Below are 26,404 nucleotides of genomic sequence, written 5' to 3'. Positions count from 1 at the left end.
AAGGACAGTCCCTGAAGCCCATCATGAGTCTTCAGAACTGTCCCTATCTCATTAAAATAACTCTAATAAAAGATCCCAAAAGCCTTTCTTTTTCTCTGGCTTTGCTTGCTTTGTCTCTTGATCTTCTTTTTCAACTGCTTCAGTTTTGATTACGAACTGTACGGAGGTCACTTTCTCGTTTTTAGCGGAAACAAAGGAAACAGGTTCAAAGTCTGATTTGTCGTACTCCTTGATCATCTCATTGATTTCCTGCTGCATTTGCTCAGGAAGATCTTTCGTTTCCTGATGCAATTCACTTGTTCCGTTGTGAAGTTCGCCTACTCCTTTATTTAATTCGCTCGTTCCGCCTGACAATCCCGCAATTCCTGAATGTAGCTGCGAATATGAAGACGATAACTCACTTACTCCTTTTGTATAGCTTACCAATCCGGAATGGAATTCTCCGTAATTAGAAGATAGTGTTGAAAGTCCTTTCTGCAATTCGCCAAGTGCACCCATATCCATGTCCTCGAGGGAAGCGGACAGTTCGTTAGCGATTGTTGTAAGGTTCCCGCTCATTTCTTTTACAGATCCACTGACCTGGTTCAAGGTAGGGTCCACAGCTGCAAAAGCTTTCTGTACCTGTACATATGTCCCTTTCACTTTTTGAGCAGACTTATAGGTATCAACCAGTTTATTGACAACATTTGCGTCAGCACCGCTGCTAAGTAGACCAGCTATCTCTTCCTCTGAAAGCTGATGGTCCGGGATCCCCTTAATCGCACCATCTAATGCACTATATGCCTCTGAATAGTTTTTACGTAACTCTGACAGCCCATCTGCCGCTTGATTCAGTCCATTCGCTAATTGTGTGAGTCCTCCAGGCAATTCACTCAGGCTCGACATATCCATCTCATCAGAACCCTGAGATAGGGATGAATTGATTTTTTTCAATGCATCACCAATGGAACTGGATGCAGCTACTACCTGTGAGGAGGAGCCACTCAGCTCGCTCATGCCGTTTTTATATTTTGCCGAACCATCACGAAGGCTTGCCGCGCCATCATTCAATTCGGAGACACCCTTTTTCAACTCGGCAACTCCATTATTCAATTCCCTGATTGCATCTGACAATGCCGACATGTCATCTGTCATATTCTCCATTTCTGAAGTATCGATCGGAAGTGTAGAAGGTACTGCTGCAATGTCGATGCCGCTGAATTCAAAATCTGCGACGTCTGCTTCCGCACTGAGGCTTTCCTCTTGCCCAGGCATAACGGTAAAAGTAATCTGCTTGTTTTTCCCGGCATTGGCAACCATGCCGCCATCAGCTTCTATATTTTGATAGCTATTTGAGAGTTGCAGGGAAATTTGCAGCAGGTAGTTCTCAAAATAAACGCTGTCTGCCTTTTCGTTGGCAGCAGTATTGATCTTAATTTCTACATGTCCTTCTTTCCCCGCTAGCTCGGACGCTACAACCTCGCGTCCATCAAGCAAGTAGGAAATCTCAATATCCCATGGCAACTCCGTATTGTCTTCCATGTTTCCCTGATAATAAAACTTCCCTTCAGGGGCATTTATTTGGACAACCTGCCCGTTCTGATCAAGTTCGGATAGATCAGTCAGGTTCTTGACGCTGCTGTACTTCCCATAATCGATTAATTCTCCTGCCTTCGCTACCTCCAGAGTATTGACGACGTAAATGTCTTCGAGTTCTCCATTGGATTTTAATGTAGCGTATACGACTTCATCCTTAGAGGTGATTTTACCTTCAGCCTCTGCAGCAGCTCCATAACTAAGAAATGAAGGCAAGAAGATCATTAATCCAAGCGCAGCAAACAGTATTTGTTTTGTTCTCATCATCATTTCTCCTCGTAAAAATTTGCTTTATAGGTCGTCTTTTTAATGAATTTATCAAATACGAGCAGCATAGCCGGTAATAAGAACACGACCATCACAAAGGCAAGCAATGCACCCCTGCCTAATAATAAGCCGATGGATCCGACTATCGGGTTGGAAGACGTCATCCATAGAATAAACCCTACACTCGATAAAATCGCTGCAGATATTGATATGGAAAACGTCTTTTCATCTAATGTTTTCACGATCGCTTTTTTAGCGGACATTTCCTGGCGGTTATGCTGGTAAGCTTCCGTCAGCAGGATCGCATAGTCGACCGTTGCCGCAAGCTGCACCGTACTGATGATTAAATATCCGACAAACACAAGCGATGAACTTGTAAAATACGGAATCGACAGATTGATCCAGACTGCTGATTGAATCGTGATTAGCAATACAAGCGGAATCGATATCGATTTAAATGTTGCTAGCAGGACAATCGCAATCGTTACGACCGTCAACACGTTCACAACGATATTATCCTTATTGACGACATTCTTGATATCGTACAATGTTACGCTTTCCCCCAGGCTCAATGCCTTGTCACCATAATATTTTTCAGTTGTTTCATTCACCTTCTGAACGATCGAAAAAGGAATATTCCCTTCTGTGCCCTGATTCGTATTGATGATAATACGGCTGTAATTTTCCGAATAAAACTCATTCGTAATCGATTCATCCAGGTACTCAGGAGGTATGACCGAGCCGACCATATTCACATAGGCAATCACGCTTGTGACGTAATCCAGGTTCTCAAGCTCCCCGACAAGCTCCGTTTCTTTTGCCCGATCTCCTTTCGGAACCAAAAGGACGATAGGAGTCGTTTCTCCAAATTCTTTCTTAATCTCTGTAAAATCACTGCCGGCTCGCGTTGTTTCCGGTTGTTCTCCAAGCCCATACGTAAATGCTGTATTGCTTTGGGCCAAAAAGCTAGGAACAAGGATGGCAAAAACGAGCAGCAGACTTGGGATTTTCAATTTGACGACAAAGCTCCCAATCCCGGAAAAGCTAGGAACAAAACTTTTGTGCTGCGTTTTGTCCATCCATTTGTAGAATAGTAAAGTTAGCGCCGGTAAAAACACCATGACACTGATGAAGCTCAAGACAATTCCTTTTACCAGGTTGATTCCAAGGTCTGAGCCGATTTCGAATTTCATGAATGTTAATGCGATGAATCCAAAAAAGGTTGTAGCCGCACTGGCAGTGATCGCCGGGAATGACTTTTTCATCGCAAGTTGCATCGCTTCTTCTGGATTGTTCGTTTTCTTTCGATAATCAGAGAAACTGTGAAGCAGGAATACGGCATAATCGAGCGAAACCGCCAGCTGCAGAATCGGGGCTACCGACTGGGTAACGAAGGAAACTTCACCAATAAAAATATTCGTTCCCAGGTTAATCAGGACCGAAACGCCAATTGCCGTCAGGAAAAATAATGGTTCCACCCACGACGTAGTTGATACGACCAGAATGAAAATAATGATTGGTACGAGCAATATGGCCGCATACATGGATTCAGTTCCAGCCATTTTTTGCGACGATGCGGTATTGATGGCTTCGCCAGCAATCGCTCCTTCGTCACCAATCAATTCGTAAATAGCATCGGTAATCGCAACCTCATCACCTGAGCGGACACTGATCGAGAACAATGCGTTCCCATCCTTGTAATAGTTTTCTACCGTCCCTTCATCTTCCATTTCGAGGGGGGTTTTCAAATCCACCACATCATCGAGCCATATGACTTCTCCTACACCGTCAATGGCTGACAATTTCTCTTTTAAACTGAGTGCTTCCTGTAAGGATATATCCCTTACCATGACCCTCGTATCCGGTACTTCAGCACTAAATTCCTTCTCCATGATTTCCATAGCCCTTGTGGACTGGGCATCCTCTGGCAGATAATCCACCATATTATAATTGACCGACACAAAAAATTGCGCCACCGTCGAAACTAATGCAAATATAACAAACGCTATGACAACAGCTTTCTTATGTTTTATGATTTTTTCTGCAATGCTTATCATTCTTCAACCTCACTTGAGTCTTTTGCATTTTCACTTTATCATTATATAAACACCGTGTTGTCTATTCAACAAACAGTTGTGCACATAACGTTTGATTCACAACATAATCCCACTTTATGTTGTTTAACTCTATGTTTTTAAAAATAAAGGAATGATTTCAATGGACAGACGAAAGAAGTATACAAGGATGGTTTTAAAGGATAGTCTGATGGAATTAATGAAGACAAGGCCAATTTCGAGCATTACGATAAAAGAAATCTGTGAACTGGCAGACATCAATCGATCCACCTTTTATTCCCACTACTCCAGTCAATTTGACCTGCTCAATGCAATCGAAGAAGAATTCATAGAAGATATGGTTTCGACACTGAACCAATACAATTTTTCCAAAGAAGATGAAGCTCTGAATATGACGGAGAAGATTCTTGAGTATATTGCGAGGAATAGTGATGTATGCCAAACACTCCTAAGCGAAAATAGCGATATCCACTTTCAGAAAAAAGGGATGATGATCACCCAGGAGTTCATCTTCAAAAACTGGATCACTGACAGCCAGTTTGACCGAGGAACATTTGAATATATCAATATTTTTGTTGTCAGCGGAAGTATCTATGTGATTAAAAATTGGGTGGAAAACGGGATGGATAAAACACCGAGGGAAATGGCCGAAATCATCAATAACTTCATAAATAGAGGATTATCCGGTATAAGGTAAAGCGCCAGCCCAATAACGGGCCGGCGCTTTTGATCATTTTAAAACCAGTCTCGTGACACTCTCAATCTGTGAAGTGTGCGGGAACATGTCAACTGGCTGGATGTATTCAACTTTGTATTGGGAACCCAGCGTCATGATATCCTTTGCAAGCGTTGAGGGATTGCAGGAGACATACACAAAAGTTTTCGGCTTGATTTTCAGAACTGTCTTCAGGAATTCCTCATCGCATCCAGTACGTGGCGGGTCGACGACAATCACATCCGGACGCCAGCCTTCCTTAAGCCATTTCGGAAGCAGTTCCTCTGCTTTGCCCAAATAGAATTTTGCATGCTTGACGCCGTGCTTATCTGCATTCTTTTTCGCATCGTCAATGGATTCAGGAATGACGTCCATGCCGCGTACCTCTCCAGCCTGGTCGGCCATCCATAATCCAATGGTGCCGACACCACAATATGCATCCACCAATTTTTCCTTGCCTGTCAGTCTGGCAGCTGCTTTCGCTTCATTGTAGAGTTTCACAGTCTGTTCAGGATTCAGCTGAAAGAATGTGCGCGCTGACAATTCGAATTGCAGGTCTCCCAGTGTCTCCTGGATAAAGTCACTGCCTTCCAATGTCGCGGTTTCGCTTCCGAAAATGACGGAAGTCTTTTCCCCATTGATGTTTTGCACAATGGAATTAACCTCAGGAAGCCGTTTTTTGATTTCCTGGATGATGATATCCTTTTTCGGCAATTCTTTTTTTGTTGTGATCAGGACAATTTGCAGCTCGCCAGTCTGGACTCCTGTCCTGGCAACGATTGTCCGCACGAGCCCTTTGTGCTTTTTCTCATTGTAAATCGGAATCTTCAAATCCTGGAGAATGCCTTTTACCACTTCGGTAGCTTTCGTAGTTGCCGGATGCTGGACAGCGCACTGTTCGATATTGATCAGGTTATGGGAGTTCAGGCCATACAGGCCGGCAAGCACTTTTCCGTCCTTTTCGCCAACCTGGAATTGGCTCTTATTCCGGTAGCCCCATGGATTCTCCATTCCGATTGTCGGCCTGATATCCAGCTCGTCGATTTTAAGTTTGGTATGCCGCTCTAAAGCCTGGATGACAATATCACGTTTTTCATTGAGCTGCTGATCGTAGCCCAAATGCTGGAGCTGACAGCCACCGCACTGGTCGTATACAGGACATAGGGGCTTGATTCGATGCTCTGATTGTTTGCGGATTTTCTTGATTTTCGCCTCAGCAAACTTTGGATGGACCTTCGTTGCCTCCGCGACGATTTCCTCACCCGGCAAGGCACCCGGCACAAACACGACCTGGCGCTTAAAGTAGCCGACACCCTCACCATTGATGCCAAGCCGCTTGATAGTCAACGGGAATGTCTGCTTCAGCTCCAGCTTCGCGGTTTGCTGGCCTCTGTTTGGCTGTTGCCCTTTTTTATACTGACCTTTGCTTTGTGGATCTTTCTTGTGCTGAGTGTTGTTTTGCAAACCTTTTTTGGAATGCTGCACATTTTTGGCTTGCGGCTCTTTCTTGTTATGCTGTTCTTTCTTCATTTGCTGCTCTTTTTTCATAAAACTTCACTCCAATTATTCAATGCTTCTCCATAAATAGAGCGAAGCATAGCTTAAATAAGGATTCCATGGTTCTTTAAACTTTTCCATTTCAGCAGGAGTCGGTTTTTCCTCCAGATTGAAATACTTCTTCAGTGCATTCTGGATGCCGATGTCACCCATCGGGAACAAATTCGGCCTTCCAAGTGCGAACATCAGGAAGTTTTCAACCGTCCATGGACCAACGCCGCGAATCTTGATCAGTTCTTGGGAAACCTCTGCATCGGGTTTCGATTTCATATTTTCAAAATCGAGCTGACCTGATGCTGCCAGTTTGGCGATTCCGATCACATACTCTGCCTTCCGTCCGCTGAACTGCAATTCACGCAGCTCTTCCACCGTAAGCTGCTCCACTTTTTCAGGCGAAGGATAAAACCAAACTCCATCATGCTCTTCGCCGTATGTTTTTACAAATCGTTCTGTCAATGTAAAAGCAAACTTCAAATTCAATTGCTGATGTATGATACTCTTAATTAAACTTGAAAATGGGTCAAATTCAAGTACGAGCGGAGTGCCATAATGTTCATTGAACAAACTCTTTAACTCCGTTGTCTGGAAATGCTCATGTATATGGAGCAATTCCACATTCCATTGAAAAATTTCATAAAGACGCTGGACCGTCATTTCTTTGTCATCATCAGAACGGATGAGGAATTCTGGCTTTTCCAGAGTCCCAGTTCCGATGACTTCAGCGACGATTTTTTTATTTTTTAATACAAGCGGCACCCTTACAAGTCGTTTTTCAATATCAACTGAATGTAATGGATCAAGCGCAAGCCTGCTCAAAGCCAGATCAAAATTGTATGGACCGGAAAACGACACCTTTTCTTCCCACATAACACAAACCGCCCTTAAGTATTTTCCCCGTATTATAGCACTTTCGCAGGTTTTTTACGAAAATAGTGTTGATGCCAGCATTTAACTTCAAATTCATGGCCAGCAAATTTATTTTATTGGCGGAGTTCACAATTTTATTGGCGATTTCCAAGTTTTATTGGCGAAGTTCACAACTATATTGGCGATAATTTCAATATATTGGTGAAAATCTGATTTTATTGGCGACTTGGAAAAAAACAAGCTTTTTTACCAATTTTAAAAGTCCCGGCACAATTTGAATACCGGGACACCCTATCAGTACAACATCGGATCCTTCAATCCGCTCTTGCTTAGCATCAAATCATCAAGACTTTTAAATTTGTAGCCTTGTTCTTTCAAATCCCTGATTACTTTTCCCAGTGCGTCTGCGTTATCCTTTGATACGGTGTGCAGCAGCAGGACTGCGCCGGGATGGATTTGCGTCATGATTTTATCATATGAATATTGCGCCCCTTTTTGCTGGTCCGTATTCCAGTCAACAAAGGCCAGTGACCAGAATATATGCGTGTAACCGGCTTCCTTCGCAACAGCCATCGTTTTTTCGCTGAAAATCCCGCGTGGCGGACGGAGATAGCTCATATGCTTCTTGCCAGTAATTCTTTCTGTTTCGGCTCTGACCATTTCCAGTTCCTTCTTGATTTTCTCATCACTGATTTTCGTCATGTCAGGGTGATGCCAGGAATGGTTGCCGATGATATGGCCTTCATTTGCCATCCGAGCCACAAGCTCTGGAGCGCTTTCAAGATAATGTCCCGTCACAAAAAATGCCGCGGGAACTTTTTCTTCTTTTAATATATCAAGGATCTTCTCGGTATAGCCATTTTCATAACCATTATCGAAGGTCAAATAAATATCTTTAGAATTCTTGTCACCTTTATATACTGCTCCATGGTCTTCGAGGATGACCTCAAACATCCTGCCGGCATCTGCCTGCCTTCCGTTACGGCCTTTCTTGAAGCCCCAATGCAATGGTGAGTTGGAGTTTTCCTCCGCACCAGTTGTCGCTGGCAATGTAATCAAGAGCAGCAACGCCGAAGCAAGTATTACTTTAACAATCGTCTTCATGATGTTCCTCCATTGATGTTTTTCCTTATTGTTTGTCAGTGGTTAAAAAAAATTCTTATAAGTATATTTCATTTTGAGAAGCTAATAGTAAAAATACCAAACACTAAGGAGAACATTATGTCGGAAGAACAAAAAATCGATTGGACGTCCGGGGAAATCGGCAACCTATGGAATATATACATGGCAAACTCAATGGCTGTCTGTATGTTTCGGCATTTTTTGGTGAAGGTAGATGATGAAGAGGTAAAGGATTGCCTTTTGACAGCGGATGGTTTGAGTAAAAGAATCCTTTCACAACTGGAGGACCTTTTTAACGCAGAAGGTATGGGGGTGCCGCATGGATTTTCGGAGTCTGATGTGAATCTACATGCACCAAGGTTGTTTTCTGACAGCTTTTATCTGACCTATCTCGACATGATGGTCAAATATGGTGCGCTTTATTATAGTGTTGCATTGCCGGGCTTCTCAAAAATGGGGCTTCGCCAGGCGATAACCGATATCAATATTTCAACCCTTAACCTGTCAAATAAGGTGACAGAAGTGATGCTAAAAAAGGGCTTGCATGTTAGGGCACCATTCATCCCTACTTCAAAACATGTATCGTTTGTTGAAAAACAAAGCTTTTTCAATGGTTATTTTGAAGATAAAAGGCCTCTTACGGCAATAGAAATCACCCATTTGTTTTTGAATATCCAGGTAAACGCGATCAAGACAATTCTTGTCATGGGGTTCAGCCAGGTCGCCAAGTTTGAGGATGTACGGGATTATTTTTTACGCGGCAAAAAAATCAACATCAAACAGCACAACATCCTGTCGCAAATTCTGAACAAAGAGGAGCTGCCGGTTGCCATACCAAGCCATTTCAAGATCACGGAATCGACTGAGGCACCATATTCAGACAAGCTGATGCTGTTCCATATTTCCAATTTATCTTCGGCAAAAGTTAGGAATTTTGGAGATTCGATGGCGGTCAGTCCTCGACATGACCTTGGAGCTGTCTATGCCCGATTCCTGTTGGAAACAGCTAACTTTGCTGAAGACGGCGGAAACATTCAGATTGAGCATGGATGGATGGAAAAACAGCCAGCTAATGTGGACAGGGATCAGTTAGCGAAGCAGCAAAAAAATTAGAAGGAGGCTCGCTTTATTAGTGAGCCTCCTTTCGTTTGTTTATTTATATACTCGATCAGCGAATTGTGCCAATTTTTCAAGGGATGATTTTTCAACATCCTCGTGCAGGCTGTTTCCGTGTGAGTCCATCGTGACAACGGCTGTAAAACCTTCTACATTCAAGTGCCACATTGCTTCCGGAATCCCGAAATTCATAAGGTCTACGCCCTCTACGGATTTAATGCAGTCAGCGTAGTACTGTGCTGCGCCGCCGATTGCATTCAGGTAAACACCACCATGTTCTTTCAAAGCAGCAAGCGTCTTTGCTCCCATTCCGCCTTTACCGATTACAGCGCGGATGCCGAACTTCTTCATGATATCGCCCTGGTAAGGTTCCTCGCGAATACTTGTTGTCGGTCCTGCCGCCTTCACGTGCCAGTTGCCTTCTTCATCCTTGAGCATAACCGGACCGCAATGGTAGATGACCTGGCCATTCAGGTCAACTGGAGAATCATGGTCTGACAGATACTTATGGATTGCGTCTCGGCCCGTATACATCATGCCGTCAATTTTCACAACATCCCCCACCTTAAGCTGGCGGATTTGTTCTTCTGTAATTGGAGCAGTCAGTGTAACAACATTTTGTTCTTCAGGTGCTTCAACTGCTGCAGCGATTTCCTGGGTTACAGGCTGTGCGAAGTCGATCTTCTCGCCCTCCTGGTACATCCATTCCTGGATCTCTCCACTTTCAGGATTCACCGCTACACCTAGACGGCGGTATGCCCAGCAGTTATAGGCAACAGATACGTAAAAACTAGCCGGAATACGGTTCATGACACCAACTTTGCAGCCAAGAAGGGTCGTTTCACCGCCAAATCCCATCGTGCCGATTCCAAGTTTATTTGCATTTTCCATTACGTATTCTTCAAGATTCCGAAGGTCTGGGTGCGAATTCACATCGTCTACTGTACGGAACAGCTGCTCTTTCGCAAGGTCGTAGCCGGAAGAACGGTCGCCACCGATACCAACACCGATGAACCCGGCGCTGCAGCCTTGTCCCTGTGCCTGATAGACTGAATGCATGATACACTTGCGGATACCATCCAGATCACGGCCAGCGCGCCCTAGTCCTTCCAGTTCAGTTGGAAGGCTATACTGGATATTTTTATTTTCACAGCCGCCGCCTTTTAATATCAGGCGTGCGTCGATATAATCTTTTTCCCATTGCTCGAACTTGATGACAGGAGTTCCGCCGCCAAGATTGTCGCCGCTATTTTCCCCTGTCAGTGAATCAACGGAGTTTGGACGCAATTTCCCATCCTTCGTTGCCTGCGCAATAGCATTGTAAATCGCTTTTTTCATTTCAATCTGGTTCGCACCAACCGGAGTTTTGATTTTGAAGGTTGGCAGGCCTGTATCCTGGCAGATTGGTGATACATTGTCATCAGCCATTTTAATATTGTTAGTGATTGTATCAAGGCTCATCGCCGAACGGGTTCCCGCGTTCTCGCGCTCCGCCGCCGCTTTGATCGCCCTTCGTACATCCTTCGGCAGGTTCGTGGATGTTTCAACAATCAGCTGGTACATACTTTCCTGAAACTTTTCGATATTCATCTGACTACCCCTCTCCCCTTGTCTTTCTAGCTCTTTATATGTGAAGATTTAATAACAATTTCTCCCGATATCATTATACTCCTATCATCTTTCGATTTAAAGATAGAAAGTGGAATCGTTTACAAATAAGAAAAGCGGAAAGGGCGTTGGAGGGCCCGGCAGTGAAGTCGTTCTTTGACTTCATTGAAAGGACCGAAATCGAAAAGTATAGCCGACTGTCCAGAAACGCAGAAACTGGAGACTCCGACAAAGAAGCGCTTTTTGCTTCTGCCGGCGGAGTTGAAGTTTCGGAGTTTCTAGGAGGCGACACTAGACAAGCGACTCGAGGAGTTAGGAGCCGCAGCTAGACAAACGTCTCGAGGGGCTAGGCGCTGGAGCTGGACAAAGAAAAGCGGAATTCGCCTCGGTCAGCCCCGACAAATATTATTATTGAGCATAAAAAAAAGACCTCATCAAAGGCCTTTTTTACTCATCGCGATGCTTGAATTCGCGGCATTTCGCATCCATTTCTTCGACGATTTGGATCATGCGGTCGATATCTTCAAGGTCAGCTTCTTCCGGATCAATCGCTTCAAGCAACTCAGCAAACATATCCAAACGCTGTTTCAAGAATACAACCTGCGTATTTTTATCATTTATCGGATTTCCCAAAATTCTCGCTCCTTTCACTACCTTTAACATCCTACCTAATAATGGGGAATTGTGCAATATTACGTCAAATAGTTACTGAATAGTTTAAAGATAAGGAGTAACACATCTTATGGATAGTATTCCCCCTTCTCCATATGTTTGTCCATGCTTTTTTAGGAAAAAACATATATGAGGTGATAATATGCTTTTTAATTCCTGGGATGCGGTTTGGCGTACTCTGGTTGTCGGTGTGCTTGCTTATTCCGCTCTTGTTTTATTGCTCCGAGTTTCCGGCAAAAAAACGTTATCTAAAATGAATGCTTTCGACTTGATTGTAACAGTCGCGCTCGGCTCAACTTTGGCAACCATCCTCTTGAACAAAAATGTGGCTCTCGTTGAAGGAATCTCCGCATTCTTCATTTTAATTACCCTTCAGTATCTGGTAGCATGGCTTTCCATCCGTTCAGACGGCTTCAAGAGGCTAATCAAATCAGATCCGAAGTTAATTTTTTATCAAGGGAAGTATTTAAAAGAAAATATAGTAAAAGAGCGTGTGCTGGAAGTTGAAATTCTCCAGGCAGCACGCTCAAGCGGAATCAATTCGATGAATCAGGTAGAGGCTGTCGTCCTCGAAACAGACGGTAGCATTTCCGTCATCAAAAAATCAGATTCGAAGACGAACACTCTTGATAATGTGGACGAATAGAAAAGCAGGCTGAACAAAAATCAGCCTGCTTCTTTTCCACCTACTTATTCATCAATCCCAGTAGCCTTCCCTTCACGGCTTGAATCAGCTGCTCCATAAATATGGCCTTTCTCACGATCAATCTGGATTGCCTGGACATTGCCGAGCGGGAATGGTCCATCGGCGAACTCGAATCCTCTCGATTCCATTTCCCCTTTTGCCTCCATGCTGATTCCCGATTCCCAGCCAATGAGCGGGCCTGTACTATTGAAAATTCTCGGCTCTTCAATAGCTTCTTTAAGATCCATCCCAAAATCAAGAACATTGAGAATTGTTTGGAATACCGATCCAATGATCGTTGGTCCACCTGGAGAGCCTAACGTCAATACAGGTTTTTCATCCTTGAAAACAATCGTCGGTGTCTTGCAGCTCACCGGACGTTTGCCTGGCTGGATCTCATTCAAGCCGCCAGGGACCGCATCGAAATCAGTCATTTCGTTGTTTAATACAAATCCATGGTCCCTGACCATGATTCCAGAGCCAAATGGATGCTCAACGGTAGATGTGCAGGCGACAATATTTCCCCATTTGTCGATGACGGTGAAATGGGTCGTTTCACTTCTTTCTTTTTCAGGCTCGAACGGCTGGCGGACGACGTTGATTTCCTTACCACCTGTATAAGCCCATGGGTTTCCAAAGTCGACTGCATCATTCCTACGTTCAAAATCGATCAATTTACGGCGGTCTGCAAGATATTCCTCACTGAGCAATCCTTTTAACGGAATTTCACCAAACTCAGGGTCGCCTGCAAATGCGATTTTATCTGAGAATGCAATCCTCATTGCTTCGGTGAATAAATAATATTTTTCCCACGATTTTGCATTGTATTTGCTGAGGTCAAAGCCCTCGAGCAGCTTTAAAATTTGCAGCATCGTTGTTCCTCCAGCACTTGGCATATTAGAGGAAGCTAGTTTGTAGTCTCGGTACGTTCCCCAGACAGGTTCATCAATTGTGATTTCATAATCTCTGAGATCAGACATTTCCATGATCCCACCAAGTTCTTTTAAAGTAGAGATAATAGCTTCACCAATCTCACCTTCATAGAATGCCTCGATTCCATCACGCTGAAGGATGCGGAATGTTTTCGCGAGATGCTCTTTCTGGTAGACATCTCCTTCCTTAAGGGATTTGCCTCCCGGCTGGAACAATTCCTTCGCATGCTCGCCTAATCGGTAATCAAAGGTGTTAAGGATTTCTTCCATAACCCAGTTGACCTCTACACCTTTTTCAGCGGCCTGTACAGCAGGTTCGATCAATTCAGCAAGCGGCTTTGTCCCGTATTCCTTTCTTGCCGCTTCCATTGCTTTAAGGATTCCCGGAACACCTACTCCTGTCGCATTTGTCGATCTCACTTTAAAAGGAATAACCTCTCCCTTTTCATCTAAAAAAAGTTCCGGATGTGCCGCTTTTGGTGCCCTTGTGTGGCCATCAAAAATTTTCGTTGTTTTGCTTTCGGCATGATAAACCATAAAAAAGCCGCTGCCGCCGATGCCGGTCATCATTGGTTCGCCGACATTCAAGCCAAATTGGATGGCGATGGCCGCATCAATCGCATTGCCGCCTTCACGGAGAATTCTCTCTCCGGCATTTGTAGCGATCGGGTGCGCCGATGCCGCCATCGCAATTTTACCTGTAGCTGTTTCTCTATCATAATCACACCTGTTAGAGCGTGGTTTAAAATCCTTTTCCATTGACAATGTCCTCCCTATCTATCTGCATGTACTATTAAATACCCCCGAGTACAAGAACGGAAACAACCAAATATATGGGAGTGGAGACAATAAAAAACCAGTCCTGGGAAGTAGGACTGGTTTTCGAGTCTAAAATTATCGGTTGTTATCATTTTTCTGGTTTTCAGGCGATACCGTGAAGGTGTTGGAAGTGTTTCCTAAACCTGTTGTGTCGGACGGCTGGCTTTCCATGCCTGTAGCATATGCGTCAGCGGCACCATTCGAGCTGGAGTTTAAAGAACCTGTTTCCGATGCTGAGTTAACCACTGGGTTGTCCATTGCAGTAGAACCTGCTTCCTTCACTTTTGATCCAACTTCCTTAAGGTCATCCTTAGCGTCCATCACTGTCTGCATAGCTTCGGAAGAATTGGACTTTGCCTCATTCACCTTGCTGAATACATCATCATTCAGTCGCTGGTAAAGGTTTTGAGCATCACTGATCGCTTCCTTTAGGATACTGGATGCTTCCTTAAAGCTGTTCATCATTTGGTCCTTTACGTCAGAAGGATTGTTTTTGACTTCGCTAAACACATTCATTGAAGTGTCTTTTGCATTGACAGCCTTATCCTTCACCTTTGTACGAGTGTTGGAGTCAAGCAAAGTCAATGCACCTCCGATTGCCGCTCCAATAAGGACGCCCTTCATAAGCTTGCCGTTTGACGAGCTTGAATTATTTGAGCTTACCCCATAACTGCTAGAGTAGCCGCCCATTGAAGTATTGTTAGAGTATGCATCACCTGATGTACTTGCGTAAGTTGTTGTACCAGTTGTTGTATCGTATGAAGCATTCTCAGTTGAAGAAGTGTACATGTTGTTGTTCATATCGTATGAGTTTGAGTTGTTACCCATTGAGTTTTGGTTGTTTGAAAGGATATTTTCAGACATAATCTATTTCCTCCTTTAATTTTTGGTGTTTCATTTGGTTATGTCTAACTGATTCCCGCCTTGGACAACCGTTAAACAGGATATATCTACCTTTTGTCAAGAGGAAAAAATTACCGGAAGACATTAAAAAGCCTTACTCCTTTTAGAAGGAATAAGGCTATCTTCTTCTATCTATCTTGGTCTTTCGCTGGATACAAAACCGAAGCTGACATGGTCCTGAACCGGAATCCATGCACCAATTCCCTGAGAGACAACATTTTTGACGACGATGAATTTCTTGCTTCCTTTTAGCATCAAGTAGACCTCTCCATATGTCACCTTGCCTTTTTCATTTATGGCTGGTGCGTATGCGTAAAGGTAACCGAGGCGTTTTGGCTGGATATTATAAATATGGTCTTTTTTCGTACCAGCGCCGACTATTGTTTCAAACGCAAGCGGTAATCCTGTTTTCTTTGCTGCTTTTAAAAGCATCATCTTTTGCACATCTTCAGCATTCTTGATTTTTGCCGTCAAGCCACCCTTAACAGTTTTTTGCTGCTCTTGAACATAATGAATTTGATATATAGAATTTCCACCGCGATTATCATAGTAGTTCGTATTGATTTTCTGGAATTCCCAGTTCGGGGAAGTTTCACTGGATACATAATTCAACGGCCATTCCCCAAGGTAAACAATCGCACGATAACCGATTGCAAAAGGAGTGCTGTTAATGGTCGTTTCATTCAGCATTCGTATTAAATCCGGGTTCTCAATCTTCACTTTTGATGTTTTAATCAAGTTCTTCGTAAGCTCGCTTGGCTGAAGGAAAGGCAAATCCTCCGTCGGGTTAGGGTAAGTGTTGTCCTTTGTGATATTCATGACAGAATTCGGAATGGTATACTTTGCTTTTTCAGCCTGCTTTGGCTGTGGAGCTTTTTTCGTCTTTGTTTCTTCAGCAAAGCCAGGCGCTAAAATGGACATCATGAAAACCATCGTCATAACAAGGATAGCTGCTGCTTTTTTCATTGTTGTTGTTTTCTCCTTTCACTACAGGAAACTTATAAGTTTGTTTATAGTGTTTTCGGAGTTCATTAACTTTATCCAAAGTTTAAGATGCTTTTCGGAAACTTTGTTGTTGGCAGTAAAAGCATAAGCACCTTGGTCAGCCCCGACAAGCGACTCGAGGGGCTTGGTGCTGGAGCTGGATTTAGAAACCATATATAGTGTCCGCAACGATTTTTTTTATTTCCTAGACAAAAGTGAAGGCTCTGTCTAGTGACAGAGCCTCAACAAAATCATCGTGCAGATGTAATCATCTTATTATAAACTTTTTCACAATATGGATAGAACAATTGAATCAACGGACCGATCGCGAAAGTTACTATTAATGTTCCGATGCCGATTGGTCCTTTAAAAATGAACGCAGCAGACAAGGCAAATACTTCACCAAGCGTTTTGGCGACCATTAGATTGAGACCGAACCGTTCCCTTAATGCCATCATGAAATTGTCGATAGGAATCAATGGGAATTTAGGCTGCAGGTAGACCGCCAGTCCAAAGCTTAGTGCTACCATTCCCAAAATAAAGACTCCAAATTGCTTCGCATAGCCGGTAACTACCATGTCTTCGAACACACGCAAAAGCCAAAAGTCAATCAGTACACCAGTGATGAGCAGCGTGATAATTGCGGCTACATCCGGCCGTCTTTTTACTAAAGCCGCATTAACGAAAATCATAACAATCCCAACGATTACAACCCAGCTGCCAGGTGTCAGCCCCACAGTATTTGATAATCCGACATTGAGTGCATCCCATGCACCCGTTCCCAATCCAGCCTTAATGGTCATCGATACTCCAAAAGATAGAATGATTAACCCAATGATGTAGAAAAGAGTGCGATAAACAAAAGCCATATTACATAATCTCCTTCTTCTAAAACCTACTATTGGACATTTTGACTGCCCACTGGCTTCGAAATGTCCATTAAACTGTCTTTCTTAGACATTTTGGCTCCCCACTGGCTTCAAAATGTCCAATAAACTGCCTTTCTTAGACATTTTGACTGCCCAATGGCTTCGAAATGTCCATTAAACCACTCTCTGGATGCTATTTCATAGCTGCTACAACAGGTACTTGCTTTTTTACAGCGAAAAAAAGACTCTGTCCTCTCGGAACAGAGTTCATTGTTTCTATTATATTAAAACAGGTAAATTCCAATACTCATTATAGCATATTGAGCTAAAGGTGTAACTCGCCTTTTAGAACATTTATTGAACGATTTCAAACGTTTCTTCAATCTCAATGCTCCCGACGACCGACTGGACCATTGAACAATTTTTCCTCGTCAAAGCCATCGCCTTTTCAATTTTCTTCTCGTCTAGATTCTCTCCGGCAATGCGGAAATGGACGGTAATCTTGCTTACTCTGTTCGCTTCCTCCTCGACACGTTCAGCATCAGCCTGGATGTGTATATCCTTGATTTCCATCCTCATTTTTTCCAGTACCTTGCGAAGGACTCCGCCGCTGCACACCGCAACTGATGACACGAGCAGCTGGTAAGGCCTGAAACCATATTGTTCGTCACCTGCTACATCCAGCCTCCCGAAGCCTGCTTCTGTATAAAAACCCACATCCGGTTTCATTTTGAATTCCATGTTATCTCTCCCCTTATCGCAACCTCTAATAAACAGTTAAATATGACTATTACCATGAGATTACACTATTTTTTCCATAAATAAAAATAAAAACCGTTGCACATAAAATTTTATATCGTTAACATCTAAAGAGTATTAAGTACTTAGGGAGATTTTATTATTATGAACATAAGTATGAAGCTTCGTTTCTGGATTTTAGTCAGCATAGTCGCGATTTCAGGATTTTCACAGGGAATGCTGCTTCCACTGATTGCAATTATATTTGAACAGGATGGCGTTTCGTCATCGATGAATGGCTTTCATGCCACAGGCTTGTATTTAGGGATCCTGATTGCTTCTCCATTAATGGAAGCGCCGCTCCGCAGATTTGGTTACAAGCCCATCATTCTCATTGGCGGCTTTACGGTAGCCATTTCACTTGCGCTATTTCCATTATGGAAGTCCTTTTGGTTCTGGTTTTTGTTAAGACTGGCAATCGGTATTGGCGACCACATGCTTCACTTTGCTACACAGACATGGATAACTTCCTTTTCACCTAAAGACCGACTTGGAAGGAATATATCGCTCTATGGATTGTTTTTCGGATTGGGCTTCGCTGCTGGCCCGTTGATGACAGGTTTTGTAAAAATAAACACGACACTGCCTTTCATCATTTCCTCTGCCATCAGCCTAGCCGCCTGGCTGACCGTCTGGCTGCTGAAAAACGAGCGACCCGAACATGACACTGACAGCAGCTCTTTCTTCGGGACAATGAAGAGATTTGGAAAAGTATTTAAGTATGCCTGGGTTGCATTTTTGCCACCGTTTGGCTACGGGTTTCTCGAGGCCAGCCTTAACGGCAACTTCCCTGTCTATGCCATGAGATCTGGCATTGGCGTTGATGCGGTCGCACTCTTGCTTCCGGCATTTGCAATCGGCGGGATTCTCTCACAACTTCCGTTAGGAATATTGAGTGATAAGCTCGGCCGGAGGAATGTCTTGCTGGTCGTCACTCTAGCTGGCTTCATCAGTTTTACTGCTGCTGGATTACTAGAGAATTCGACAACCGGACTGCTTATTTGCTTCTTTATTGCAGGAACGGTTGTAGGATCAACTTTCTCTCTTGGCATCAGCTATATGGCAGACCTTCTGCCAAAACAACTGCTGCCAGCAGGCAATTTAATGTGCGGCATTTTCTTCAGCTTTGGAAGTATCAGCGGTCCATTCATCGGCGGGCTGGCAATACAATGGCTTAAAGGCATCAGTTTCTTTTACGTGATCAGCACGATGCTGCTGTTGATTTTCATCGCCCTTGTTGCAGTCCGACATGAAGATTCTTCGCATCAAGCAAATACTGTTTAACGCAAAACAGCCTCCGCTATTTCGCAGGGAGGCTGTTTCTTTTTCGTGCAGGCCGGTTGACAAGAACAATTCCGACCACCACAAATATTAATCCGGCTATGACAAAATAATTTAAGGGTTCGTCTAGTAGGAATGCTGATAAAATCACACCGAATACAGGGACCAGGAACAGGTATAGTGACACCTTGCCGACCTGGTTGTATTTCATGACATTGTTCCATAAAATAAAGCCGGCGGCTGAGAGGAATGCCAGATAGAGAAGCATCAATCCGGACTTAAGGTCGAAATCAAATGGAGCAAGTCCGACTGAAAAGGCTCCAATAGCAATCAAACCAAGCGAGCCCAAAATCATTTGGTAAGCCGTTAAATAAATGACCTCCATTTTCCCGCTGCCCTGCTTGGCAAGTATATTTCCATAAGCTCCGGCCATCATTGCTCCCATTAACAGAATTTCACCAATGCCAAAGCTGATTTCGTATTCCCCATTTGGCCAATTTGCGAAAATAACCCCCGTGAACCCGACCATCAATCCAGCAACCTTCAATCGACTCATCCTGTCATCTGGATACAGGAAATGCGCAAGCAGAATCTGAAAAAACGAAGTTGTCCCAGCAATGATCGAACCCTGGATTCCGGTTGAATAGCTAAGTCCGATATAAAACAGGACATACTGGAGGAATGTCTGGAACAAGCCAATTTTCAAAAGAGACTTTGTCGTCTCCGGCCTGAACTTCATATTCCTTTTTAAAAGAAGGAACATGACCAGGATCAGCAACCCGGCAAGCAAGAAGCGGTATCCTGCAAACAGCATTTGCTCACCCATTTCTTCCGGATTGATATCAAGGCTGATATAGCTCAATTTAATAAATGGGAACGCACTCCCCCATAGGAGTGTCGCCCCTGCAGCCGAAACAGCAATTCCAATCGGGTGTGTAAAAAAGTCTTTAGTTGTCATCAAACTATCTCCTTAGACAAACACAATTATTCTTTTAAAAAGCATATATTGTATGGTAACATAATAGTGAACACAATATGTATCTTTTGACTTGGATTTCCGCTGTCACCGATCTGGTGGCAGCTTTCGTGTTTTTTAAGGGGAATGATTGTGATTATTAGTATCATTTAGAGATTTTAAAGGAGGAGAAAAGGATGGCACAGGGAGCAAGCGCGTTAGCAAAGCAGAACTCGGTCCCAGAAGTAAGCTTTATTGAAAAAATCAAGCCTCACGCGGAACTGATAGCCGCGAGCATCAGCGGGATTCTCATCGCGGCTGGCTGGATTTTGAGCAAGGGAGATTCAGAAACAGCATCTGTCATCGCTTTTATCCTGGCCTATGTAATTGGCGGTTTTGCAAAAGCGAAGGAAGGCATTGAAGCTACAATTGAAGACAAAGAGTTGAACGTCGAGATGTTGATGATTTTTGCGGCGATTGGCTCGGCCATTATTGGATACTGGACAGAAGGCGCAATTTTGATATTCATTTTTGCAATGAGCGGAGCGCTTGAAACGTATACGATGAATAAAAGCCATAAGGAAATTTCCTCTTTGATGGAGCTCCAGCCAGAGGAAGCATTGAGGATTGCAGATGGCGTGGAAGAAAGAGTGCATGTTTCGGATCTGAAAATTGGCGACATGATCCTGGTGAAGCCTGGTGAAAGAATCCCCTCAGATGGTAAGGTTGCCAGGGGACAGACTACGATTGACCAGGCTGCCATCACGGGGGAATCGATCCCAGTTTCAAAGGATTCTGGAGACGATGTTTTCGCCGGTACGGTCAACCTTACTGGATCACTTACCGTTGAAATCACAAAACGAAACGACGAAACACTATTCCAAAAAATAATCCAGCTTGTCCAGAACGCGCAGAGTGAAAAGTCTCCTTCACAGCTGTTCATCGAACGGTTTGAGGGTACTTACGTAAAGGTCGTTCTGGCAGTCGTGGTGCTGATGATGTTTGTTCCACATTATCTGCTGGACTGGAGCTGGACGGAGACGTTTTACCGAGCGATGATCCTTCTTGTTGTCGCTTCACCATGTGCACTCGTTGCCTCGATCATGCCTGCTACATTGTCGGCGATTTCGAATGGCGCGAAGCACGGGATATTATTTAAAGGCGGCGTCCATCTGGAAAACCTGAGCCACCTTAAAGCCATTGCATTTGATAAAACAGGGACATTGACAAAAGGTAAGCCTGAAGTAACTGATTTGATTGTGGCTGATGGATTGGATCGTGATGAAGTATTGCTTAAAGCGGCTTCAATAGAAAGCCACTCCAACCATCCACTGGCTAACGCAATCGTAAAACACTCCAGGGATACTCTTGGTAAAGAGCTTGTTCATCCAGAGAGCATCGAGGATGTATCAGGCTGGGGCGTGAAGGCTCATTTTGAAAATGAGGATTGGAAAATCGGAAAAGCTGACTTTGTCGGAAGGTCTGCCGCTGAAGCATTTTCAGACGGCGCAGCGGTAAAACTGGCTGCTGAAGGGAAAACGATTGTGTTTATTGAGCGTAATGGTCAGCTGGCAGGTTTGATTGCTCTGAAAGACGTTGTCCGAGAAGAAACGAAACAGGCAATCGACCTTTTGAAATCAGAAGGCATTTACACTGTCATGCTCACAGGCGACAGCCAAAACACAGGAAAAGCAATCGCGGCCGAAAGCCATGTGCAAGGATATATCGCTGAATGCCTGCCAGAAACAAAGGTTCAGGAATTGAAGAAATTGAAAGACCAATATGGCCAGGTCGCCATGGTCGGAGACGGCATCAATGACGCTCCGGCACTCGCAACCGCAAATGTCGGCATCGCAATGGGCGAAGGTTCCGATGTCGCCCTGGAAACAGCAGACGTTGTCCTGATGAAAAACGATCTGCCGAAGATCGCCGAAGCCATCAACCTGTCACGCAGGATGAACCGAATCGTCAAGCAAAACATCGTGTTTTCAATCCTGGTCATCATGGTGCTGATCGCATCAAACTTCCTTCAGCTTCTCGACCTGCCATACGGCGTCATCGGCCATGAAGGAAGCACGATACTGGTTATCTTGAATAGCTTGAGACTGTTGAAATAAAGCGAAGCTCCTACTGGTTAATCCAGTGGGAGCTTTTTGCATTCTATGGCACCTGATGGCGGACATTTTTTCGCCCGTCACGCCGGTTTCTGTTCGTCATGCCCTTGATGACGGACACTTTTTATCTGCTTTCTCCGGTTTCTGTCCGTCATACCCCTGATGACGGACATTTTTTCTTAGGTTTCAGCAATATCAGTCTGTTATAACTTCTATTTTGATTATCCATAGTTTCTGCCGGTTTTCCGAGCCACTGTATTGCCTGCAAAAAAAAATGATAAAGCGCCCTCCGAATGGGGGCGCCTTGTATTAGTGATATCCGTTTGATCCGTTTGCTGAACCGGATGTTTTTTGGCTGTGGTTGCTTTTGCCTTTTTGCTTGGTGCTGCCGTCTTTCTTCGTTTTCTTTGTCATCCTGAATTCCCCCTTATTAGAATAGCGCAAGCGCCTGTCCAGCCCCGACAACCGTTGGATGGCCGACCGGTGAAGTCGATTTTTGACTTCATTGGGCGGACCGAAACGTCTCGAGGGGCTAGGCGCTGAAGCTGGACACTAATCTAAGTGTAAAAACTTAACTACTTAAAATAATGAGGAGCACTCCTCTTCAGTATCTTCTGCTAAAACAGCTGACGTTACCTGAGGTAATTTCAGGATAAAGAATGTCATTAACACCCTGCTTTCTTTTCGCTATAATAGGCATTGATTTCTCCGCCAATGATGATGATATAAGCGGATAAATAGAGCCAGATCATCAGGACGATTATTGCCCCGATGCTGCCATATGTAGCGGTGTAGGAAGCGAAGTTGCTGACATAATAGGAGAATCCGAGTGATACGAGCACCCATCCTCCGGTTGCGAAAATTGATCCCGGTATACCGCTGACACAGGTCAGCTTCTTGTTTGGAGCAATCCAGTACAAACCAAGAAAAACAATGAATAAAATCAAAATACTGATCACCCAGCGAAGCATATTCCATACGTAAAGGAATTCTTCTTTCAGTCCGAAATTCGCGAACAGCCAGCTCCCGATTTCTTTTCCAAACACGGGCAGGATTAAAGCGACCAGGAATACAAAGATCATGGCAAATGTCAAAAAGATTGCCATGAACCTGCTTACGATAAACGACCTAGTCTCTTCTACTCGGTATGCACGGTTAAATGCCCTTACAATCGCATTAATTCCATTTGAAGCTGACCAAATTGTCGCCAGCAATCCAAAGCTCAGCAATTTGCCGTCTTTCTCCATGATATCCTCCAGGCTGTTTTTGATTAAATCCATCGATTCACCAGGTGCATAGTCATCAAAAAAGCCGAGTATGTCCACTTCAGAAATTGGCAGATACGGAACAAGCGTTACAAGGAAAATCAGCAGCGGAAACAAGGAAAGCAAAAAGAAATATGCAAGCTGCGCAGCAAGTGCCGGAACATCGTCCTCTTGAATCCTTTGCCACATATGCCTGAAAAATGATATATCAACCATCCATTCACCTCATTTATGCTTTCCTTGTACCTGCCTGGGGCTTGTCAATTCATCATTCTGTTTCATCTATATGCTGCTGTTTTTGTCCGGATGCCGCAATCTTTCTCAGCGTTTCTTTTGTATCTTTGACCAGATCCGAAACCTGAGGAGGTACATCCTTTATTTCTTCAACCTTTTCAGTGATGAAAGCAACGTCCTCTGTTACTTGTTCCACTGTTGCCCTTACTTTATTCGCTGTTACTCTCAGGTCCTCAATAAACTCATTTGGGTTTTTTACAACATACGAAACACCACTGGAAACCTTGCTGAAATCCTCTTTTACAGCCTGGCGTGTCGATTTTTCCAAAAGAGTAACCGCTCCCCCAGCCAACGCGCCCAACACCATGCCCATCCAAAACCTTTTCGAACTGCCCATTTTTTCTCCTCCTAGAGTCTTCCTTCTCATTTTGCAGGCCCCTCATTGCCTGCCTCCTAACTAACATTTTCCACGATTGCCATCACTTCATGCAAGTATTGTGAAAAATATTGCGAATTTTTTAGAGTACCGGTCCCGTGAGTTTCAAAAATGGATAATATTTTGTGAACCGCAAAACACCTTTACGACTATTCACGCATGATTTGATCTGAAATACTAAGTTTTACCTAATGGATATCGCTTGACTTATTACTAATTATCAGAATATTCTAGTTGAAGAACATTTTTCGAATATAACTTTTCAAGGGGGAGCATCATGACATTTGAAGATTGGATTGGAAAAATTAGCGGCTGGGTTTGGGGCCCACCTCTATTGATCCTGCTTGTTGGCACGGGAGTTTACCTGACCTTCCGCATTGGCTTCTTGCAAATGAGGCTGCTGCCTTACTCACTCAAGCTTGCATTTACAAAAAATCAGGACAAACAGTCCGAAGGGGATATTTCACATTTCCAGGCTTTGATGACTGCGCTTGCTGCAACTGTGGGCACAGGTAATATCGCCGGGGTCGCAACTGCGATTTTTACGGGGGGACCTGGTGCCGTTTTCTGGATGTGGATTACCGCATTTTTCGGAATGGCTACAAAATACGCGGAAGCTGTGTTAGCCGTTAAATACCGGGTTGAGGACAAGGATGGCGAGATGGCCGGCGGTCCGATGTATTATCTTGAACGCGGCCTTGGCCAAAAATGGCTTGGGGTTTTATTTGCTTTATTTGGCGCAGTTGCGGCATTCGGAATCGGCAACCTTGTTCAATCGAATTCAGTTGCAAGCGTCGTACAGTCGACATTTTCAGTGCCTGCATGGGTTACAGGACTTGTGTTGACGATTTTTACTGCTCTTGTCCTGATTGGCGGAATCAAGAGCATTGGTAAGGTGACTGCCCTGTTTGTACCGGTTATGGCCGGATTCTACCTCCTGGCTGGCCTTATTGTCATGATCATGAACTTTGATCTTGTGCCAGCTGCAATCGCACTTATTTTTACAGATGCATTCACAGGCGAGGCTGTTGCCGGAGGTGCACTTGGTACTGTTATCCGCATGGGTGTTGCCCGCGGCGTCTTCTCCAATGAAGCAGGTCTTGGGTCTGCACCGATTGCTGCAGCGGCAGCCAAGACGGACCTTCCTGGACGACAGGCACTTGTATCAATGACCCAGGTGTTCATTGACACCATCGTCATCTGTTCGATCACCGGAATCACGATTGTCATGGGCGGTCTGTATACAGGCGATACAACTGCAGCCGACCTTACCTCAGCGACCTTCGGCAAGTTCCTTGGCCAGACTGGTTCTGTAATTGTTGCGATTGGATTGCTGTTCTTCGCTTCATCGACAATCATCGGCTGGTCTTATTACGGGGAGAAGTGCTTCTCCTATCTGTTCAGCAAAAATGTCGTGTTCTACTACCGAATCGCGTTTGTCGCGGCTGTCTTTGTCGGAGCGATTTCCCAACTGGAGATTGTTTGGGGCGTTGCTGACGTCATGAACGGATTGATGGCCTTCCCGAACCTGATTGGATTGCTCGGTTTGTCTGGCGTGGTAGTAGTTGAAACAAGGAAGATCTTGAATGCTATCAAGGAAGAAAAGAACGAATCCAATACTTATAGTGCCTGATTACAATCCGGCGTCATTGGCGCCGGATTTGTAATTGACTTTTTTAAACGAACGTGGAAAGATGGTTGTACAACCATTGAAAGGATGAACGGTGTGGACTTAACTAAAAATTCCCCTGAAAACGTTGATTTCATGATCGAAAAAATCAAGGAAAAATTGAATGTCATGAACCTCGGCGCGATTAAATCAACGCATTTTGACGGCGATATGTATGAAGAACTAAAAGAAATCTATGATATGATCATGCGAAAAAACAACTTCAGCCCGAATGAAATGCAGGCAATCGCTGAAGAGCTTGGAAACTTGAGAAAGCAGTAATTACGGCAGGCACTTAATTGGGTGCCTGCTTTTTTGTTTTGAGAAAAATGTCAAAACTTCTTTGTTTCCACTATGCATATATTGTTATACGATTGTATTATTACTTTTGAAAGGGAGTGTGGGACCGTGAAAAAGCTGATGATCTTTTTTCTAAGTTTGTTCATTTTGCTTTTACTCAGCCACGGTGCTCTTCCTGCCGAAAAACTGAAATTTTTCGAGCCTACATCAAAAGCAATCATCTCCATGGATCAAATGCATGAGGATGCTTCCGGCGCGGGTAAAGAAGACAAACAAGTTGCTTTTATCCAACCAGTGTTTGTCCTCCTAATTTTAACTAGTTTTTTATGCAAAACAATATACCGAACAAACAGAATCTCGGCTTTAGCCGCTTTTCTAACTGCAGTCTTTTACCAGTCGAATTATGTGATCAAGTCTCTTTGATTTTTCTCTAAAAAAATCAAGGAGGAATGATGTATGTGGTTTCGATTACTAATGATTGGATTCTTTTCAATGACGGCAATAGGCTTCATGTTTTATCAGGGTATAGAGTTTTATCAAGCGTTTATTGATTACTTTAAACAAAATAAGTAAGAACAAAGCGAAA

At 43.9% G+C, this 26,404-nt stretch carries 24 protein-coding genes; 9 read left to right on the top strand and 15 right to left on the bottom strand.

Translation table 11 applies throughout. From position 1 onward, the window contains the following. Positions 1 to 51 precede the first annotated feature (51 nt). Positions 52 to 1,845, bottom strand: a complete 1,794-nt coding sequence (locus CD004_RS03275; RefSeq protein WP_102261466.1) for a hypothetical protein — start codon at positions 1,843 to 1,845, stop codon at positions 52 to 54. Continuing rightward, positions 1,842 to 3,899, bottom strand: coding sequence for an efflux RND transporter permease subunit (locus CD004_RS03270; RefSeq protein ID WP_102261465.1), 2,058 nt, complete (start codon positions 3,897 to 3,899; stop codon positions 1,842 to 1,844). Before CD004_RS03270 ends, CD004_RS03275 begins: the two co-directional genes overlap by 4 nt. A 160-nt stretch (positions 3,900 to 4,059) precedes the next feature. Here CD004_RS03270 and CD004_RS03265 point away from each other — a divergent pair, with 160 nt between their 5' ends. Further along, entirely contained in the window at positions 4,060 to 4,614 is a 555-nt protein-coding gene (locus tag CD004_RS03265; protein WP_324782540.1) for a TetR/AcrR family transcriptional regulator, read from the top strand. Between the two features lie 33 nt (positions 4,615 to 4,647). Here the strand turns inward: CD004_RS03265 and rlmD are convergent, their stop codons facing one another. The 3 genes from rlmD to pdaA all read right to left on the bottom strand — a co-directional run bounded on the left by rlmD (position 4,648) and on the right by pdaA (position 8,160). After that, positions 4,648 to 6,180, bottom strand: a complete 1,533-nt coding sequence (gene rlmD / locus CD004_RS03260) for a 23S rRNA (uracil(1939)-C(5))-methyltransferase RlmD (protein WP_233434936.1) — start codon at positions 6,178 to 6,180, stop codon at positions 4,648 to 4,650. A 15-nt stretch (positions 6,181 to 6,195) separates the two neighbouring features. Further along, positions 6,196 to 7,056 carry a DNA-3-methyladenine glycosylase family protein gene (locus CD004_RS03255; RefSeq protein WP_102261463.1) on the bottom strand — a complete coding sequence of 287 codons (861 nt, stop codon included), beginning with the start codon at positions 7,054 to 7,056 and terminating at the stop codon, positions 6,196 to 6,198. Between the two features lie 294 nt (positions 7,057 to 7,350). Beyond that, a complete protein-coding gene (gene pdaA, locus CD004_RS03250) occupies positions 7,351 to 8,160 on the bottom strand; it encodes a delta-lactam-biosynthetic de-N-acetylase (RefSeq protein WP_102261462.1) in 810 nt (269 codons plus the stop codon). Between the two features lie 117 nt (positions 8,161 to 8,277). Between pdaA and CD004_RS03245 the strand changes: the two genes are divergently transcribed. Beyond that, positions 8,278 to 9,291 (top strand): DUF3231 family protein, encoded by a 1,014-nt coding sequence (locus tag CD004_RS03245; RefSeq protein WP_102261461.1) that lies wholly within the window; start codon positions 8,278 to 8,280, stop codon positions 9,289 to 9,291. 39 nt (positions 9,292 to 9,330) lie between these two features. Here the strand turns inward: CD004_RS03245 and CD004_RS03240 are convergent, their stop codons facing one another. Further along, positions 9,331 to 10,884, bottom strand: coding sequence for a fumarate hydratase (locus CD004_RS03240; protein ID WP_102261460.1), 1,554 nt, complete (start codon positions 10,882 to 10,884; stop codon positions 9,331 to 9,333). 161 nt (positions 10,885 to 11,045) lie between these two features. Here CD004_RS03240 and CD004_RS03235 point away from each other — a divergent pair, with 161 nt between their 5' ends. After that, positions 11,046 to 11,231, top strand: coding sequence for a hypothetical protein (locus tag CD004_RS03235; RefSeq protein WP_102261459.1), 186 nt, complete (start codon positions 11,046 to 11,048; stop codon positions 11,229 to 11,231). 118 nt (positions 11,232 to 11,349) lie between these two features. Here the strand turns inward: CD004_RS03235 and CD004_RS03230 are convergent, their stop codons facing one another. Beyond that, positions 11,350 to 11,535 (bottom strand): SE1561 family protein, encoded by a 186-nt coding sequence (locus CD004_RS03230; protein WP_102261458.1) that lies wholly within the window; start codon positions 11,533 to 11,535, stop codon positions 11,350 to 11,352. Between the two features lie 181 nt (positions 11,536 to 11,716). On the opposite strand from CD004_RS03230, the gene CD004_RS03225 reads away from it, so the two are divergent. After that, positions 11,717 to 12,220, top strand: a complete 504-nt coding sequence (locus CD004_RS03225; RefSeq protein ID WP_102261457.1) for a DUF421 domain-containing protein — start codon at positions 11,717 to 11,719, stop codon at positions 12,218 to 12,220. Positions 12,221 to 12,264: 44 nt separating this feature from the next. Here CD004_RS03225 and ggt read toward each other — a convergent pair whose 3' ends face one another. The 5 genes from ggt to CD004_RS03200 form a co-directional block, all read right to left on the bottom strand. Next, positions 12,265 to 13,950: a gamma-glutamyltransferase gene (gene ggt / locus CD004_RS03220; RefSeq protein ID WP_102261456.1), complete on the bottom strand. Its 1,686-nt coding sequence runs from the start codon at positions 13,948 to 13,950 to the stop codon at positions 12,265 to 12,267. Between the two features lie 135 nt (positions 13,951 to 14,085). Further along, the gene (locus tag CD004_RS24180) at positions 14,086 to 14,874 is read right to left on the bottom strand and encodes a YtxH domain-containing protein (protein ID WP_180321274.1); all 789 of its coding nucleotides are present in this window, start codon (positions 14,872 to 14,874) and stop codon (positions 14,086 to 14,088) included. 171 nt (positions 14,875 to 15,045) lie between these two features. Continuing rightward, complete coding sequence (locus CD004_RS03210; RefSeq protein WP_102261455.1) at positions 15,046 to 15,879, bottom strand: YfkD famly protein; 834 nt, start codon at positions 15,877 to 15,879, stop codon at positions 15,046 to 15,048. Positions 15,880 to 16,148: 269 nt separating this feature from the next. Beyond that, entirely contained in the window at positions 16,149 to 16,766 is a 618-nt protein-coding gene (locus CD004_RS03205; RefSeq protein WP_102261454.1) for a YczE/YyaS/YitT family protein, read from the bottom strand. A 354-nt stretch (positions 16,767 to 17,120) separates the two neighbouring features. Further along, positions 17,121 to 17,507: an OsmC family protein gene (locus CD004_RS03200; protein ID WP_102261453.1), complete on the bottom strand. Its 387-nt coding sequence runs from the start codon at positions 17,505 to 17,507 to the stop codon at positions 17,121 to 17,123. Between the two features lie 162 nt (positions 17,508 to 17,669). Here CD004_RS03200 and CD004_RS03195 point away from each other — a divergent pair, with 162 nt between their 5' ends. Next, the gene (locus CD004_RS03195; RefSeq protein WP_102261452.1) at positions 17,670 to 18,848 is read left to right on the top strand and encodes an MFS transporter; all 1,179 of its coding nucleotides are present in this window, start codon (positions 17,670 to 17,672) and stop codon (positions 18,846 to 18,848) included. Between the two features lie 16 nt (positions 18,849 to 18,864). On the opposite strand, the gene CD004_RS03190 is transcribed toward CD004_RS03195, so the two are convergent. Further along, on the bottom strand, positions 18,865 to 19,803 hold the full coding sequence (locus CD004_RS03190; protein WP_102261451.1) for a DMT family transporter: 939 nt from the start codon (positions 19,801 to 19,803) through the stop codon (positions 18,865 to 18,867). Positions 19,804 to 19,997: 194 nt separating this feature from the next. Between CD004_RS03190 and CD004_RS03185 the strand changes: the two genes are divergently transcribed. Continuing rightward, positions 19,998 to 21,917 carry a heavy metal translocating P-type ATPase gene (locus tag CD004_RS03185; RefSeq protein ID WP_102261450.1) on the top strand — a complete coding sequence of 640 codons (1,920 nt, stop codon included), beginning with the start codon at positions 19,998 to 20,000 and terminating at the stop codon, positions 21,915 to 21,917. Positions 21,918 to 22,579: 662 nt separating this feature from the next. Here the strand turns inward: CD004_RS03185 and CD004_RS03180 are convergent. Beyond that, a complete protein-coding gene (locus tag CD004_RS03180) occupies positions 22,580 to 23,395 on the bottom strand; it encodes a YihY/virulence factor BrkB family protein (RefSeq protein ID WP_102261449.1) in 816 nt (271 codons plus the stop codon). Positions 23,396 to 23,447: 52 nt separating this feature from the next. After that, positions 23,448 to 23,810, bottom strand: a complete 363-nt coding sequence (locus tag CD004_RS03175) for a hypothetical protein (RefSeq protein ID WP_102261448.1) — start codon at positions 23,808 to 23,810, stop codon at positions 23,448 to 23,450. Between the two features lie 316 nt (positions 23,811 to 24,126). On the opposite strand from CD004_RS03175, the gene CD004_RS03170 reads away from it, so the two are divergent. The 3 genes from CD004_RS03170 to CD004_RS03160 all read left to right on the top strand — a co-directional run bounded on the left by CD004_RS03170 (position 24,127) and on the right by CD004_RS03160 (position 26,241). After that, positions 24,127 to 25,482: an alanine/glycine:cation symporter family protein gene (locus tag CD004_RS03170; RefSeq protein WP_102261447.1), complete on the top strand. Its 1,356-nt coding sequence runs from the start codon at positions 24,127 to 24,129 to the stop codon at positions 25,480 to 25,482. Between the two features lie 93 nt (positions 25,483 to 25,575). Beyond that, on the top strand, positions 25,576 to 25,800 hold the full coding sequence (locus tag CD004_RS03165; protein WP_102261446.1) for a DUF1128 domain-containing protein: 225 nt from the start codon (positions 25,576 to 25,578) through the stop codon (positions 25,798 to 25,800). Positions 25,801 to 25,926: 126 nt separating this feature from the next. Next, positions 25,927 to 26,241: a hypothetical protein gene (locus tag CD004_RS03160; protein WP_102261445.1), complete on the top strand. Its 315-nt coding sequence runs from the start codon at positions 25,927 to 25,929 to the stop codon at positions 26,239 to 26,241. Positions 26,242 to 26,404: the final 163 nt, after the last annotated feature.

Source organism: Mesobacillus jeotgali (assembly GCF_002874535.1).
GTDB lineage: Bacteria > Bacillota > Bacilli > Bacillales > Cytobacillaceae > Mesobacillus > Mesobacillus jeotgali.
The sequence above is the reverse complement of the archived record's forward strand: the minus strand, read 5'-3'. Positions and strand labels throughout refer to the sequence as shown.